The following is a 15,778-nucleotide window of genomic DNA, read 5'->3' on the forward strand; positions in this document are numbered from 1 at the left end:
ATGAAACTAAAAACAATTTTATATCCGGCTGTCGGACTTTTAATGACAGCTTCTTTGCTTTCATGTTCTAAAGAATATATAGAGCTTGATCCATTAGGGCAGCCATTAGTTGACAACTATTATTCAAATGAGAGTGAGGCATACTCAGGGCTTGTAGCAACCTATGACATTATGGGTAAGCAGTCAAAAAGTTTTGAAAATATGATCACTATGATGAATGCAGGATCTGACGATTTTTTTGCCGGTGGCGGTGGACCCTCAGATGGTATTGGCATTCAGTCATTTTCTAATTACAGTATAGATGCTTCCACAATTCCAGGGAGTTTCTGGAACGATTATTTTCAAGGTGTTTTCAGAACAAATATTTTACTGCAAAAATTACCAGATGTACCTATGGATGAAGCCTTGCGTACTCGGTTTACAGCAGAGGCAAAGGCACTAAGAGCATACTACTATTTTGAATTGGTTAGATTGTTCAGAAATGTGCCTTTGTTTACGGAACCTATTTTGACCAGTGAGATTTACAATATTGAACAGGCAGATCCGGAAGCGGTATATGCACAAATTGAAACAGATTTAACTGAAGCTTTACCTGACCTACCGTCACGTATCACAGATTTAGAGAATGAAGCCGGGCGTCTAACACAAGGGAGTGTGCAGGCTTTATTAGGAAAAGTTTACTTGTATGAAGACAAAAACCAGATGGCCGCTCAACAATTTGCAGAGGTAAATGGTACTCCCGGCGGAACGAGTAAATATGGCTATAAATTGGTAGATAATTTTGCAGATCTATTCAGTCTAGACAACGAGTTTAATTCAGAATCAATTCTTGAAGTTGCTGCAACCAGTCTTGCCAACGTTAATTATGACATTTGGGGTGGTGGTCAAAATGAAGGAAATACTGTAAATCAAATGGTAGGTCCGCGTGGTTACTCTAGAACTGCTGGTTCTTCTGCGCCTGATTACGCAGGGGGATGGAGTTTTAATACCGTAACTCAAGGTTTATATGATGTTTTAAATGGTGACCCCAGGTTTGACGCTACAATTGCAGATCTAAAAGCATTAGAAGCTGCAGGAGAAGCTACTTATACGCCGGGTAATAAAGACACTGGTTATTTTCTCAAAAAATTTATGCCTCTTAATTCTGAAAAATCAACAGGTGGTGGAAATGTTGAATTAAACTACAGACAAAACGTATATATCATAAGGCTTGCAGATACCTATCTGATGGAAGCCGAAGCTCTGGGTGCTTCAGGTGCTAGAGCACAGGCATTACTTGATGCTGTACGTGCCCGTGTAGGTCTTGCACCGGTACCTGTTAGTATGGATAATATAATGTTAGAACGCCGCCGTGAACTTGCAGGAGAAGGACATCGCTGGTTTGACCTGGTTCGTACAGATAGAGCAGCATCTGTTCTGGCAGACCGTGGGTTTACAGCAAGTAAAAATGAAATATTACCTATTCCACTTAACGAATTAGAAAATACACTAATCGTTCAGAATCCTAATTATTAATCCAAGTGTTTTAGATATGACATCACAAATTATAAAATCAAAATCCATTGGCTTCGCAAGTCTTTTTGTTGCCTTATTGGGCTTAACAGCTTGCCAGCCAGATGAAGTTACAAATGGTAATGGCCTTAGCGATCCTAATGTAGATGCTTCTTTTACTGTAGAAGCTGTAAGTGGCGAGCCTAACCGTTTTGTATTAGATGCAAACCGGGATAATGTTTTAAAATCTCTTTGGAATACCGGAGATGGTTTTTATGCAGGTTCATTTACAGAAGAGATTTTTCTACCAGATGCAGGTGAATATACCATAACACATCAGGCTTATGGCCGTGGCGGAATTATAAACGAATCTTCTCAAGATGTTACGGTTGCAACTTCTGATCCTGTTGCAGGAAATCTAATTAAAGGTGGAACTTTTGAAAATCAGGCAGATCATGATGAATGGAGCATCTTACAAATTAGTGATTCAGGCACGTATTGGACCTTTAATGAAGGTAGTGCAACTATTGTAGGTGGAGATAACAATCAGCAAGGTTTGTTTCAGTCTGTAGTGGTAGAGGCAAATAAAACCTATACAATTGACATGAAAGTTTTCGGAAGCGGTGCTACAGAAACTTGGTTTGAAGTATATGTTTCACCAACACCTCCGGTTCAAAATCAGGATTACTCGGCAGATGGTACTAGAATAGCTTTAAATACCTGGGCTGGTTGCGGAAATAATGCTTTTGATGGAAAACTTTCTAAAATTAGCTGTGCAGGATCTGGAAACTCAATGAGTTTTGAGCAGTCTGGTACTGTATATGTAGTTATAAAAAGCGGTGGAAAAAATTTAGGCTCTACCGGTATCTCGGTAAGCAATGTTGAGTTTAGAGGAAGTGCGAATTAGTCAAACTACGCAGTATTGGGTAATTATCCAATACTGCATTTTATTAAAAAATTATTGAAAATGAAAATACCTAAAAGACTTTTTCGCGCACTTATTTATGTAATGCTAATTCCTGCATTTCTGTATAGTTGTTCCTCTTCTTCAACCGATGATGAGGTGACAGAAATTCCTGAAAATCCGGAGAGCCCCACCACACCTACAGAACCTTCAGGATCTGCAAATGACATGGATTTTTGGTTGACCAAAGGCGATCGTAGCGCAGCATTGGCTAAACAGTCTGGTAATTTAAGTTTTAGTTCTAGCCCTAATGGTTACACAAACATAGAGGTAGATGAGTCAATGACCTTTCAGACGGTTGATGGTTTTGGGTTTTCATTAACCGGTGGTAGTGCTCAAGTGATTAATGCATTACCAGCTGCTAAAAAGCAAGATTTACTTCAGGAACTTTTCGGTACAAGTACCAATGATATTGGAATTAGTTACTTGAGAATAAGTGTAGGTGCTTCAGACCTTAATGAAGCTCCCTTTACTTATAATGATATGCCTGCGGGTGAGACCGATGAAGATCTTTCAGAATTCAGTATAGAAAAAGATCGAGGTGTTATTGACTTACTAAAGGAAATAGTAGCCATTAATCCGGAAATTAAAATTATGGCTTCCCCATGGACTGCACCGGTTTGGATGAAAGATAAGAACAGCTTTTTAGGTGGGAGTTTAAAGCCGGAATATTATGAGGTATATGCAAATTACTGGGTAAAATACTTAAATGCTATGCAAGCAGAAGGAATAACTATAGATGCGCTTACCCCTCAAAATGAACCTTTGCATGGTGGTAATAATCCGAGTATGGAAATGTCTGCAGTTGAGCAAGCAAATTTTATAAAAAACAATTTAGGGCCATCGTTGTCTGCGGCTTCAATACATACAAAAATAGTGGTATATGATCACAATTGCGATAATCCCCAGTATCCCATTTCAATCTTAAATGATGCTAGTGCAAATACATTTGTAGATGGATCTGCTTTTCACCTCTATGCTGGGGATATCGCAGCTTTGAGTACTGTGCACAATGCTTTTCCTGATAAAAATGTGTATTTCACAGAGCAATACAATTCCTCTCAGGATGATTTTGGCGGAACGCTTAAGTGGCATTTAAAAAATGTAATCATAGGCTCTATGCGTAACTGGAGTAAAAATGCTCTGGAGTGGAATTTAGCCAACGACTCTGGATTTGGTCCACATACAGATGGTGGGTGCACAGTTTGTAAAGGAGCATTAACCCTCAATGGATCTAGCGTTACCAGAAATGTAGGGTATTATATTGTAGCACAGGCATCAAAGTTTGTACCTGCAGGATCCGTACGTATTGATAGTGCTATAAAAGGTGATTTACACAATGTCGCTTTTCTAACTCCCGAAGGTAAAAAAGTACTTATTGTTGAAAATGATGGGTCTACAAACCTTCCATTTAATATAAAATATAAGGGTAAATGGGTAGTCACTTCATTAGATGCAGGAGCGGTAGGAACATTCATCTGGGAGTAAAATAAAACTATGAGAAAATTAAAGTTTGCCCTGTTTGTAATTTTATTATGCGGTATAAGTGGTCATAGTCAGGGCTTTTTAAAAGCTGAAAATGCCAAAATCGTTGATGAGCAGGGGAATAATATATTGCTTCGTGGCATTGGTCTAGGCGGTTTTATGCTTCAGGAAGGCTATATGCTTAAGGTTCCATTTTCAGGACAGCAGTATATTTTTAAAGAACATGTGGAGCAATTGGTAGGTAAAGAGAAGACCACAACTTTTTACAATGCCTGGCGTAAAAAGCATATGCAAAAGCGTGATGTTGATTCTCTTAAAAAATGGGGATTCAATTCTATACGTTTACCCTTGCATTATAATCTGTTTACCCTTCCGGTAAACGAGGAACCTGTTAAAGGCGAAAATACTTGGCTTGAAGAAGGTTTCCGTCTTACAGATTCCTTGCTTTCATGGTGTAAGGCAAATAAAATGTATTTAATCTTAGATATGCACGCTGCTCCAGGGGGGCAAGGTCATGATTTGAATATTTCAGATAGAGATCCTTCACAACCGGCTTTATGGGAAAGTCAAGAAAATCAGAATAAACTCACTGCCTTGTGGCAAAAAATAGCCCAGCGTTATAAAGATGAAACCTGGGTAGCTGCCTATGATTTGATCAATGAACCAAACTGGACTTTTGAAGAAGGAAAAAATAAAAATGGTATTGAAGATGTTGACAATAAAGCATTGCGTCAACTTCTTGTAAAGCTAACAAAGGCAGTGCGGGAGGTCGATGAAAATCATATTATAATTATTGAAGGTAACGGCTGGGGTAATAATTACAAGGGTATGTTACCACCTTGGGATGATAATATGGTACTGAGTTTTCATAAATATTGGAATTACAACAATCTTGAATCCATTCAGCAGTTTTTAGATTACCGTAAACAATACAACATACCTATTTGGTTGGGAGAATCAGGTGAAAATTCAAATGTGTGGTTTAAAGATGCCATTGCTCTCATGGAAAAAAATAACATTGGTTGGTGCTGGTGGCCTCTTAAAAAGTTAGGATTCAATAATCCATTAGAAATTCAGGTAAATCCCGGTTATCAGCTTCTTTTAGATTATTGGAGCGGGAGTGGAGACAAACCAGGTCAGGCAGAAGCTTTTCAGGCTTTGATGCAATTAGCAGAAAATACTAAAATAGAAAACTGTATCGTGCATTATGATGTAATTGATGCTATGATTAGACAGCCCCAGAGCCAGCAAGCTATCCCTTTTAAAATTAATCGTCTCGAGAATGAACTGATGATTCAAGCCGCTGATTACGATTTGGGCACAGACGGTATTGCTTACCATGACACTGTATCTGCAAATTACCATATTTCGACAGGCAAGGAGCGTCAGAGCTGGAATTTGGGAAGAACATATCGCAACGATGGAGTGGATATTTTCAGAGATAACGATGGGCTTATTTATGTAGGCGATTTGCAAGCTGAGGAGTGGCTTAAGTATACGATAAACGTCAAAGAAGCAGGTGATTATAAGCTTTCTTTAAAAGTCAGTTCAGAAAGTGATTCGGGCTTGATTTCTGTTAACGTCAATCAGCTTGAAACAAGCAGTTTTAAAATCTTGGAGAATTCACAAGGATGGAATTGGACTCCACCGCAACAGGTAAAACTGAATAGTGGAATAAACACGATAAAACTTCAAATTGAACAAGGAGGCTTCAATCTAGAAAGCCTTAAAATCAGCAAATAAATTAAGTACTTCCTTAAATGAAATTGAATCATTACCCCTACCTGCTTATCTGTCTTTTCAGCTTGATCCAGAGTTGCTCTGTTTCAGAAAAAAAATCTGATGAGGCTTTGATTTACATAACTTCTCTTGATGAGAAATCCCTGATTGAAGAACGAAAAATCCTTTCAAAAACTATAGACAGCGCGCTAATTGATGAGGTCATTAGTGTGACAGATTCAATCACCTACCAAACGATGGACGGCTTTGGTTATACCCTTACCGGCGGTAGTGCAATGCATATTCACAAAATGAGTGATACGGCACGAGCAGAGTTGCTTAACGAACTTTTTGCTACTTCAGAATTAGGAGTGAGCTATTTAAGATTGAGTATTGGTGCTTCTGATCTGGATGCTGCTCCATTTTCCTATAATGATTTACCAAAAGGAGAAACAGATGAAACGCTTGAGCATTTTTCTTTAGCTCAGGATACCGTGCATTTGGTGCCGGTTTTAAAAGAGATTTTGAGTATAAATCCAGATATTAAGATTCTGGGTTCGCCGTGGTCACCTCCGGTTTGGATGAAAGATAACGGAGATACCCGTGGTGGAAGTTTATTGCCGGAATACTACCATGCTTATGCAGCTTATTTTGTGAAATACATAAAAGCAATGCAAGCTTATGGCATCACTATAGATGCGGTAACGATACAAAATGAGCCCTTACATCCGGGTAATAATCCAAGTCTTTTGATGAAGGCTTCAGAACAGGCTGAGTTCATTAAAAATCATTTAGGGCCCCTATTTAAAAGCGAAGGTGTTGAGACTAAGATTATTATTTATGATCACAATGCAGACCGTCCTGATTATCCTATTGAAATATTAAACGATCCGGAAGCGGCTCCATATATTGATGGTTCGGCTTTTCACTTATATGGAGGGAATATCAATGCACTTGAAAAAGTGCACGATGAACACCCTGATAAAAACTTATATTTTACTGAACAGTGGGTAGGAGCACCGGGTGATTTTGCTAAAGAACTTTCCTGGCATACAAAAAACCTGATTATAGGAGCACCGCGCAATTGGTCTAAAACTGTTTTAGAATGGAACCTGGCAGCTGATAAAAATCAGGATCCGCATACAGATCGTGGTGGCTGTGACCGATGTCTGGGTGCCGTAACCATTAGTGGTGATACCGTGCAGCGTGAGCCAGCGTATTATATAATAGGGCAGGCTTCAAAATTTGTTAAACCGGGCTCGGTGCGTATCGCGTCTACAATGACTGACGAGATTCCTAATGTAGCCTATAAAACGCCTGATGGAGAAATAGTTGTTATTCTTCAGAACACTACAGAAAAAGATAAAGAAATTCAGGTAGAGATCAACGAGGCTAACCTTTTGGTAAAACTTGATTCCGGGGACATAGGTACTCTGGTATTTTAACTAAAAAACTAAAGATGAAAAATTTTATATACTATTTCAGTTGTTTTGTGCTTTGTATAAACTCAAGCCTGATTTCAGCACAGAAAGTAGATTTTCTGAATAAAAAGATTCAAGTTTATACTACTTCAAAAGATTCAGGTTTAAGACTTGCTGAAACCGAAACCCTAAGCTTTAAACCAGCCGTACAACCTTTAGAAACAGAAATCTCGATTTTTATTAATCCTAATAAAAAGCATCAAAGCCTGTTAGGAATTGGCGGAGCTATTACAGATGCAAGTGCTGTAATTTTTGATGGATTGAGTGCAGCTAAGAAACAAGAGTTGCTCAATGCTTACTATGATGTTGAAAAAGGAATAGGTTATTCGTTGTTGCGCACAACCATTCACAGTTCAGACTTCAGTCCAGAGAGTTATACCTATGTAGAAGAAGGGGATGCAGACTTAAAAACATTTTCTATAGCGCATGATAAGGAGTATCGCATCCCTATGATCAAGAAAGCTACGGAAACTGCCGGTGGAGCAATTACTCTGTATGTTAGTCCCTGGAGTCCACCTGCATTTATGAAAACAAACGGTTCTATGCTGAAAGGTGGAAAGTTGAAGCCGGAATTTCGTCAGAACTGGGCAAATTATTATGCCAAATTTATCAAGGCGTATGAAGCTGAAGGAATGCCAATATGGGGGCTTACCATTCAGAACGAACCTATGGCTACACAGACCTGGGAGTCATGTATTTACACTGCTGAAGATGAGCGGGATTTTTTGAAAGATTATTTGGGGCCTACCTTAGAAAGGGAAGGATTAGGAGCTAAAAATATCGTGGTTTGGGATCATAACCGGGATCTAATGGTTAACCGTTCTAATGTCATTTTTGAAGATCCTGAAGCAGCTAAATATACCTGGGGAACTGGTTTTCACTGGTATGAGACGTGGACCGGCGCAGAGCCCCTTTACGAAAATGTCAATCGTGTTAACGAGGCTTTTCCTGATAAAAAATTAATGTTTACCGAAGGATGTATCGAAAAATTTGATGCTTCCCGATATCAATATTGGCCTAATGGTGAGCGCTACGGTGAGCAAATGATACATGATTTTAATAATGGTACGGTAGCCTGGACAGATTGGAATATCCTTCTGGATCAAAATGGAGGTCCTAACCATGTAGGCAATTTTTGTTTTGCGCCTATTCACGCCGACACGACAACTGGTGAATTGATTTACACGCCTTCTTATTACTACATAGGACATTTTTCAAAATTCATAAAGCCAGAGGCCAAACGTTTAAGTTCTGCGGTAAGCAGGAGTGTTTTATTGAGTACAACTTTTAAAAATAATGATGATTCACTGGTTACAGTAGTCATGAATAAAACCAATGAAAATATTTCCTATTCAGTATATATTAATGGGGCTGAAACTACTGTAGAAATATCAGCCCATAGTATCCAGACCTTGGTTTATTAAGCGTTTTCCAAAGACGTGTTTTTTGTAGAAACCTCGTAGATTTGAATCTATGGGGTTTTGTTTTAAATGAACTTAAGATTCGTTCTTTTCCCTACTCTTGCTTATTTCAGACAGGCTGATGCCTTTTTCACTGTTGTAATGCGTGTTTTTAGGGCTTCCTATAATTTGTGAAGTATAAACACCGGAGTGACCCGAGAAAAGGTAAGCAGTGCTGCATGCGATGGCGATAAACACGCCAGATTCAATACCAAAAAGTTCAATACCCATAATTGTACAGGCAATAGGTGTGTTAGTCGCACCGGCAAAAACCGCAACAAAACCCATCCCGGCTAGCAAATCCATAGGTAATGGAATAAACCAGATCAGTGCATTACCAAGGGTTGCACCAATGTAAAATAACGGAGTTACTTCGCCACCTTTAAAACCAGCACCCAGCGTGAATGAGGTAAATAAAACTTTTACTAGGAAGTCATATTTGTTCATCCCTTCACTAAACGAGTCTACAATGATAGGTATGCCAAGTCCAATGTATTTTGTGGTGCCAATACAATATACTGCAACGGCGATCACTGCACCGCCAATAAATGGCCGTAAGGGCGGATACTTTATGTATTTTTTAAATTGTGATCCCCAGAAATGTGTGCTTTTTGAGAAAAGCATACTAACCAAGCCAAAAATAACTCCTGCGAGTAGCGCCCATAAGAGATTTACCGGACTCATTTCGGCAATAGAATGGATGTGATAATGCGTATGACCCACATCCCAGGCCTGACAAAAATAATCAGCCAGTACAGCAGCTAGAAAACTTGGCACAATAGCATCCAGACGAATTCTGCCTAAAATAAGTACTTCTAGAGCAAAAATACCTCCGGCGAGTGGCGTACCAAAAACCGAAGCAAAACCGGCACTAATACCGGCAATCAGGAGAATTTTTCGATCTTGATCATTCAGTTTTAAAAGTTTGGTAAACTGATCTGCAACTGCACCACCTATCTGTACAGCAGTGCCTTCACGACCGGCAGAACCTCCAAAAAGATGTGTGGCAATCGTACCAAAAAGCACTAGCGGTGCCATTTTAAAAGGTATCACTTTTTTGGGTGAGTGAAATTCTTCTAGCAGGAGGTTATTACCTTTTACAACACTGTTTCCATATAAATGATAAGAAAGACCTACGATAAAACCACCTATAGGAAGTAAGGCGATAATCCATAAATGAGATTCGCGATAGTTAGTCGCCCACTCTAGACTGAGTAGAAAAAATGCCGAAATACTACCAGCAATTGCTCCAATCAAGGTGCAAATGATAATCCATTTAAAAAGGTAAATCAGAGTAGGAATTTGCTCAATGGAAGATATTGAGCGCTTTAATTTGTCTATGTTCATACTGCCGTATATAAATGATTCTACTGCGACTCACGTCTGTGGCCGTTTTTAGTAGAAGTCATCAGCTTCATTTGAAGCGGTTTGAGGCAGACCTCATTGCCTTTAATTTAAAGAGCAAAGATAACAGAAATCTTGAAAGGATTTTGATGAAATACAATTTTCATATTCAAGTAGGTTATTCTACTCTAAAATCAATTGAGATTAAGTTGATTCTTAAACTAATATTGAATTGTAGTCAATAGAAAATACTCTATTGATTCTGATCAAATAGTACTTTAACATGCGGTTTGTTGATCTCTAAAATAGCAAAAACACCCAGAAGAATACCTAAAATCCCCGTAAGACAGTTCATTATTGAAGCTATAAGAACAAAAGTATAATTACGTGCTTCGCCAATATATTTAGCCGCTATGAGTGTCACAATCCCAAAAATAAGACAGACAACAAAACCTAAACCGCTTATGATACCAAAGAATGTAGACATTTCAAAAGGTGCCGAAGCATCGTGTCCTACTTCACTAAAAAGCATATTCATAAAAAAGCCGTAACCCACAAAGAATAAAGCACCGAGAAGATTGAAGATTCCTTTTATGATAAAAAGAACTCTAAAGGTACTGAGGTTGTTAGGTTGAATTTCCATAATTAATTGATGATTTGTTTAACTATAAGTAGTGCAAAACAAAAGTTTGTTACACTCCGCATACGAGCATAAAAAACCCCCGAATGATAATCATTCGGGGGTTGTAGTTATAAAACAGAATTCTTAATTCTGGTATTGAGATACCGGCCAGCTGTCGTTAGAGAAGTTTACATCTGGTAAGATCTTGTTAGGATCAAGCTCCACTTTGCTCACTTTCTTATCTGTGTTCAGCATATAATTCCAGCTGTTTTCACGTTGCCAGATTTCTACTGGTAATTCGACCAATTGCGTGGTTTTATCATCAAAAGTTACCAGCATTTTAACCGGCATTGGGATATCACCTTCATTAGAAATACTAATTACATAATTACCTTGATAGGGTCTTACACTGTTTACAGCCAGATCAATATTTCCGGTACCGTAGAACCATCCTTTAAAGAACCAGGCTAAGTTTTCACCGGCTACATTTTCCATATGATTGAAAAAATCTCGCGGTTGTGGATGTTTGTACGCCCAGGTTTTGATGTAAGACTTAAATGCGTTGTCAAAACGTTCTGGTCCTAAAATATACTCACGCAACATAAGCAGACCTTGTGCTGGTTTTGCATAAGCGATCATACCTAAGTTTCTCAAATTAACGGCATCTGGATAGGTGTCTATTCCCTCACGCGATGGACTTGTGTACCAGCTTACAGAATTACGAGTTTGATTCAATCGTGCAGGATATTCACCATTGTTGAATTTCATTGTACTGTAATAGTTGATAAAGGTGTTGAAGCCTTCATCCATCCACGCATAGCGGCGTTCGTTTGTGCCCACAATCATTGGGAACCAGTTGTGGCCAAACTCGTGATCTGTAACGCCCCAAAGTCCGGCACTTGTAGATTTCCAGCTGCAAAAGCTCAGTCCCGGATATTCCATTCCGCCTATATCTGCAGCTACATTTACTGCAACAGGATATGGGTATTCATACCACATTTCAGAATTATTTTCAATTGAATGCTTGGTGTATTCAGTAGAACGCGTCCAGGCTTCCTGACCATCACTTTCAATAGGATAAACCGATTGTGCTACTGCTTTTTTTCCGCTAGGTAAATTGATTTTTGCGGCATCCCAGATAAAAGCTTTAGAAGAAGCAAAAGCTACATCACGGGTGTTTTCCATTTTAAAATTCCACGTTAATGTACCGCTTTGTTTTGCGCGTAAAGACATATTATCTAATTCTTCAGGTTTAACAATATAAACCGTCTCGTCGCTATTTTCTGCTTTTTCCATACGATCACGCATTGTAGCAGAAAGCACATCTTTTTCATTTTGTAATGCTCCAGAAGCCACTACAATGTGGTTATACGGTGCAGTAATTTTGAATTCATAATCACCATAATCTAAATAGAATTCACCAGCGCCTAGATAAGGCTCAATATTCCATCCTTCAATATCATCAAGAACAGCTGCACGAGGATACCACTGAGCTAACGCGTAGATGGTGCCATTTTTGGTTTCTAAACGTCCCATACGATCCATTCCTTTCACCGGAATTTTATAGGTAAAGTCCATAGAAATGGTTGCTTTACCGCCATCAGCGGGAATCGGTTCATCAAAAAACACTTGCATACGCGTATCTGTAATGATGTGTTTTGATGAAGTGCTGCGTTTTACTTTTGCCTTAAGATTTGTAATGGTGTAACCGCCGTCTACATCGCCGTTATAGCGATTACCGCCTATAGGAGTTGTTAGATTTCCACGTGAATTTTCTGTAAAGCGATTTTGCTCCAGATGCATCCAGATAAAATCAAGTGTTTGTGGACTGTTGTTAGTATATTCTAAAGTAAGTTTACCGGTTATGGTATGTGCTTTATCATCTAGTGTGGCTTCAATTTTATAATCGGTTTCGTTTTGCCAGTAGTGCTCACCCGGTTTGCCGGTTGCGGTGCGAAACTCATTACCGCTATGTTCTAAGAACTCACTAAAAAGTTGTTGATTGCCTTGCGCTTCTTGCGCGATACCTATTGCAACCCCTCCTAAAACAAGAGTTGCTAAGGTCAATTTTCGATTGAAAAAATTCATTGACTAAAAGGTTTTACTCGGGCCCCGAGATTTAAAAATTATATTGTTTCTGTAAATAAATAGAGAAGGGTAAACCCCAATAAATTTACATTGGCTTAAAAGTATAAGTTCTCTTTCGTTTATCGAAAAATTAAAGCGACAATAATGCTTTAGTCTTGAACAAATTTAAATCCGGCAGTGATGATGTTTGAACTGAGTCCGGTATTTCGTTTATAATTGTAGTATTTAAGATCAATGCTTTTAAGACCAAATTGTAGTAGATGGAAATTAGCAAAAATATCAGTATAGTTTATACCGAAACCAAACTGATTGGCATTATACTTAGACAGGTCATAATCTGATGTATAGAACGTATCAGTAGAAAGGTGCGTTTCATAAGCCCCAAATTGATCTGCGGCTGTTTGCGTATAATAGCGGTAAGACGGATAAACAGTAAACTTATCGCCTAGTTTTACAGGAATCTCAAGACTGGCGGTATGTGAGTTTATGCCCCAATCGTCTGTATAATACCGGTAATAGGAACGCAAAACTAGTGCAGCATTTATGTAATAATTTAACCTACCGCCTGCAGCAATTTTAAAGCGATTATTGGGTAAGCGTTCTACGTCATCAGCCAGTTGAAAATTATCAAAGAAGACATCTGGGCTGTCGCTAAAATAAACCCGTTGAAAAGGTGTAGATAATAAACCACTTTGCTGAACCAGATCTAGCGCTAGCGAACCTTGCACATTTTTAGATAGTATTTGAGAGAAACCAAAACCTAACGAATACGAGTTTCTGCCTTTATCATTAAATGGTGTAAAAGTGGGATTGTAGTTAGAATCGCCATAGGCAGCACCGGGTCTCAATTCGATAGGATAAATAGTAGTCCAGGTATCTAAATAAACATTAGCTCTTATGCTCAATTCGGTATTTTTTTCATTGAAGAGACGGGTATAGCTTCCACCAAAACCAATAGAAAAATAGTCGTATTCTGAAGATACCGAAGCTTTTGCAGACCATATTTTGTTACGGTCATCTGAGTTGTGGGTGTAAGAACCCGTAAGATTAGCCCAGGTATCGCTGCGTGATGCTCCCGAAGATGCCTGATAAATATCAGCGCCATTACTTCCGTCAAAAGGATTGATGTTTGAAGAAGATGCAGATGTATATGCCGAAACCCCTGCATCTATGGTTAAAATAGCATCAGCATTTATAGGGATTGAGACCACAATAGTTCCTGTCGCATCAGTTAATTCTTCGGTTCCCAAACCACCGCTAACCGCAGCATTATTACCTTGCTGCCCATAATAGCTACTCAATAGGTCAATTTCGGTAGTTTCTAAAACCCGTTTTTTATATGTGTTTTCAGATTGATCTTGCTGTGCGAATGCTAATGTATTAATACAAAAGAATAGGGCTAAAATAGAGTAGTTTTTAAGCATAGTTTTTTGAATTAATTACAACCGCAACCTCCGCCGGTCTTACCTCCGTTAGCTCCTGCTGCCGCCTCACGATAAGAATGAAAAGTAGAAACATTGCGGTCTGCAGGTTTATCTGCTAGTGCCATATCAGGATCATTAATGTTTACCTTCTCATATTCTTTAACAGCAACGCAACTGGTAAACATAAATGCCAAAACAACTACAAGACTTAGTTTTTTTATCATGGTTTCTGAATTTCTATATGATCTGATTTATGAACGGTGCCATTCTCATCAATAATTATACATTCAATGTTAGGCAGTTGATTGATGCGATTGAGCCCAACTTCAATCCCCATCACAAATACAGATGTCGCCAGAGCATCTGCCAGTTCTGCTTTTGAAGCAAAAACTGTTGCGCTAATGATTCCGGTAGCGGGGTATCCACTACGCGGATCTATAATGTGTGAATAACGGATGTTATTGAAAGTTACGTATTTTTCATAGTCTCCGGATGTTACAACGGCACTATTTATTACGGGCAATAATGCAAACACCTTATTTTTATCTAGCGGGTTTGTAATGGCTACCTTCCACGGTTCGCCAGAAGTTTGCTTTCCCCAGGTATTCATATCACCAGATGCGTTTATAATTCCTGAAGTGACACCATTTTGAATCAGTAATTCTTTAGCGCGATCAGCAGCATAACCTTTACCAATTGCACCAAAACCAATTTTCATTCCTTCTTTTTTAAGAAAGACAGTTTGTTCAACAGGATCTATAACTATATTTTCATAGCCTACTTTCGCTACAGATTGGGCAATTTTTTGCTCTGAAGGCATCATGGTCATACTACCGTCAAACTTCCAGATTTTATCCATCGACGCGTAACTGATATCAAAAGCCCCATCAGTGAGTTTTGAAATCCCGAGTGACCGTTGTATGAGTTGTATCAATTCTGGATCAACCTTAACCGGAATTTTTCCGGCATCGGCATTAATTTGAGAAGTTTGAGAATTGGGATCCCAGGATGAAATCAATTTTTCAATTCGTGTGATTTCGGCAACAGCCAAGTCTATATATGCGTCACCTTGAGTTTTATTTGCTGCAACTACCGTTATATCAAAACGACTACCCATCAGTTTGAGCGTGCGTTTATAAGTCTCTTGTGCACTTAAGATTTGACTGCATAAAAACAGTAAAATGGAAACCGTTGCAAATCGCATAAACTTATAAAAAGGCGTTGAGGTTTTTTATATAAGCTTCAGGCGCGGTTTTCTCGTAGCCCGTTTTTCCTAAAACATTACCTTTTTCATCTAAAACGACAACGAATGGAAAATAACCATTGGGATTGTATTTTTCGGCAAGTTTATTATTAGCGGCCTGTAAATCTGCAGGAAGCGCATTTTTCTTTTTCCGTGGAAAATCTGCTTGTAGCATTATATAATGAGTCTTAGCATAGGTTTTAAAAGAATCTGCTTGCCAGATTTCTTTATCTAGTTTGATGCACGGTGCACACCAATCTGAGCCCTGAAAAACCAAAATAATAGGTTTATGTTCTTTTGCAGCCAATTGTTTTGCTTTGTTTATATCTGTTGTCCACTCTTGTGCGCTTGCTAGTTGAAAAGATGCTAGCATTAAAATAAAACTTAAAATTAGTTTTCTCATAATTTATTATTTAAAGGGTGTAAGTGTTAGATACGCTTACAGCTCTATATTGCA

13 protein-coding genes and 1 riboswitch are annotated in these 15,778 nt (G+C 38.6%); of the genes, 6 read left to right on the forward strand and 7 right to left on the reverse strand.

Translation table 11 applies throughout. The annotated features are described in order from the left end of the window. Genes DSM02_RS07975 through DSM02_RS08000 form a run of 6 tightly spaced genes read left to right on the forward strand, consistent with a single transcriptional unit; the run spans window position 1 to window position 8,564 of the window. Window positions 1–1,515 carry a RagB/SusD family nutrient uptake outer membrane protein gene (locus DSM02_RS07975; protein WP_128765128.1) on the forward strand — a complete coding sequence of 505 codons (1,515 nt, stop codon included), beginning with the start codon at window positions 1–3 and terminating at the stop codon, window positions 1,513–1,515. 16 nt (window positions 1,516–1,531) lie between these two features. Then, the gene (locus DSM02_RS07980; protein WP_128765129.1) at window positions 1,532–2,398 is read left to right on the forward strand and encodes a hypothetical protein; all 867 of its coding nucleotides are present in this window, start codon (window positions 1,532–1,534) and stop codon (window positions 2,396–2,398) included. Window positions 2,399–2,458: 60 nt separating this feature from the next. After that, window positions 2,459–3,943, forward strand: coding sequence for a glycoside hydrolase family 30 protein (locus DSM02_RS07985; RefSeq protein ID WP_240674007.1), 1,485 nt, complete (start codon window positions 2,459–2,461; stop codon window positions 3,941–3,943). A gap of 9 nt (window positions 3,944–3,952) precedes the next feature. Further along, window positions 3,953–5,683, forward strand: a complete 1,731-nt coding sequence (locus tag DSM02_RS07990) for a cellulase family glycosylhydrolase (RefSeq protein WP_128765130.1) — start codon at window positions 3,953–3,955, stop codon at window positions 5,681–5,683. 17 nt (window positions 5,684–5,700) lie between these two features. Beyond that, window positions 5,701–7,104, forward strand: coding sequence for a glycoside hydrolase family 30 protein (locus DSM02_RS07995; protein ID WP_128765131.1), 1,404 nt, complete (start codon window positions 5,701–5,703; stop codon window positions 7,102–7,104). Between the two features lie 14 nt (window positions 7,105–7,118). Then, the gene (locus DSM02_RS08000) at window positions 7,119–8,564 is read left to right on the forward strand and encodes a glycoside hydrolase family 30 protein (RefSeq protein WP_128765132.1); all 1,446 of its coding nucleotides are present in this window, start codon (window positions 7,119–7,121) and stop codon (window positions 8,562–8,564) included. A gap of 72 nt (window positions 8,565–8,636) precedes the next feature. On the opposite strand, the gene DSM02_RS08005 is transcribed toward DSM02_RS08000, so the two are convergent. From DSM02_RS08005 to DSM02_RS08035, 7 genes are all read right to left on the reverse strand, one after another. After that, entirely contained in the window at window positions 8,637–9,947 is a 1,311-nt protein-coding gene (locus DSM02_RS08005) for a voltage-gated chloride channel family protein (protein WP_128765133.1), read from the reverse strand. 45 nt (window positions 9,948–9,992) lie between these two features. Further along, a riboswitch (Fluoride riboswitch) is annotated at window positions 9,993–10,057 on the reverse strand. 140 nt (window positions 10,058–10,197) lie between these two features. Continuing rightward, window positions 10,198–10,587: a hypothetical protein gene (locus tag DSM02_RS08010; RefSeq protein WP_128765134.1), complete on the reverse strand. Its 390-nt coding sequence runs from the start codon at window positions 10,585–10,587 to the stop codon at window positions 10,198–10,200. 123 nt (window positions 10,588–10,710) lie between these two features. Continuing rightward, window positions 10,711–12,654 carry a M1 family metallopeptidase gene (locus tag DSM02_RS08015; RefSeq protein WP_128765135.1) on the reverse strand — a complete coding sequence of 648 codons (1,944 nt, stop codon included), beginning with the start codon at window positions 12,652–12,654 and terminating at the stop codon, window positions 10,711–10,713. A gap of 149 nt (window positions 12,655–12,803) precedes the next feature. Further along, a complete protein-coding gene (locus tag DSM02_RS08020) occupies window positions 12,804–14,078 on the reverse strand; it encodes a DUF3570 domain-containing protein (RefSeq protein WP_128765136.1) in 1,275 nt (424 codons plus the stop codon). Between the two features lie 11 nt (window positions 14,079–14,089). After that, window positions 14,090–14,302 (reverse strand): DUF4266 domain-containing protein, encoded by a 213-nt coding sequence (locus tag DSM02_RS08025; protein WP_128759625.1) that lies wholly within the window; start codon window positions 14,300–14,302, stop codon window positions 14,090–14,092. Further along, window positions 14,299–15,282 (reverse strand): FAD:protein FMN transferase, encoded by a 984-nt coding sequence (locus tag DSM02_RS08030; protein ID WP_128765137.1) that lies wholly within the window; start codon window positions 15,280–15,282, stop codon window positions 14,299–14,301. Before DSM02_RS08030 ends, DSM02_RS08025 begins: the two co-directional genes overlap by 4 nt. A gap of 4 nt (window positions 15,283–15,286) precedes the next feature. Next, window positions 15,287–15,724 carry a thioredoxin family protein gene (locus DSM02_RS08035; RefSeq protein WP_128765138.1) on the reverse strand — a complete coding sequence of 146 codons (438 nt, stop codon included), beginning with the start codon at window positions 15,722–15,724 and terminating at the stop codon, window positions 15,287–15,289. Between the last annotated feature and the right edge of the window lie 54 nt (window positions 15,725–15,778).

Source organism: Leeuwenhoekiella polynyae (assembly GCF_004104075.1).
In the GTDB taxonomy this organism is placed as follows: domain Bacteria; phylum Bacteroidota; class Bacteroidia; order Flavobacteriales; family Flavobacteriaceae; genus Leeuwenhoekiella; species Leeuwenhoekiella polynyae.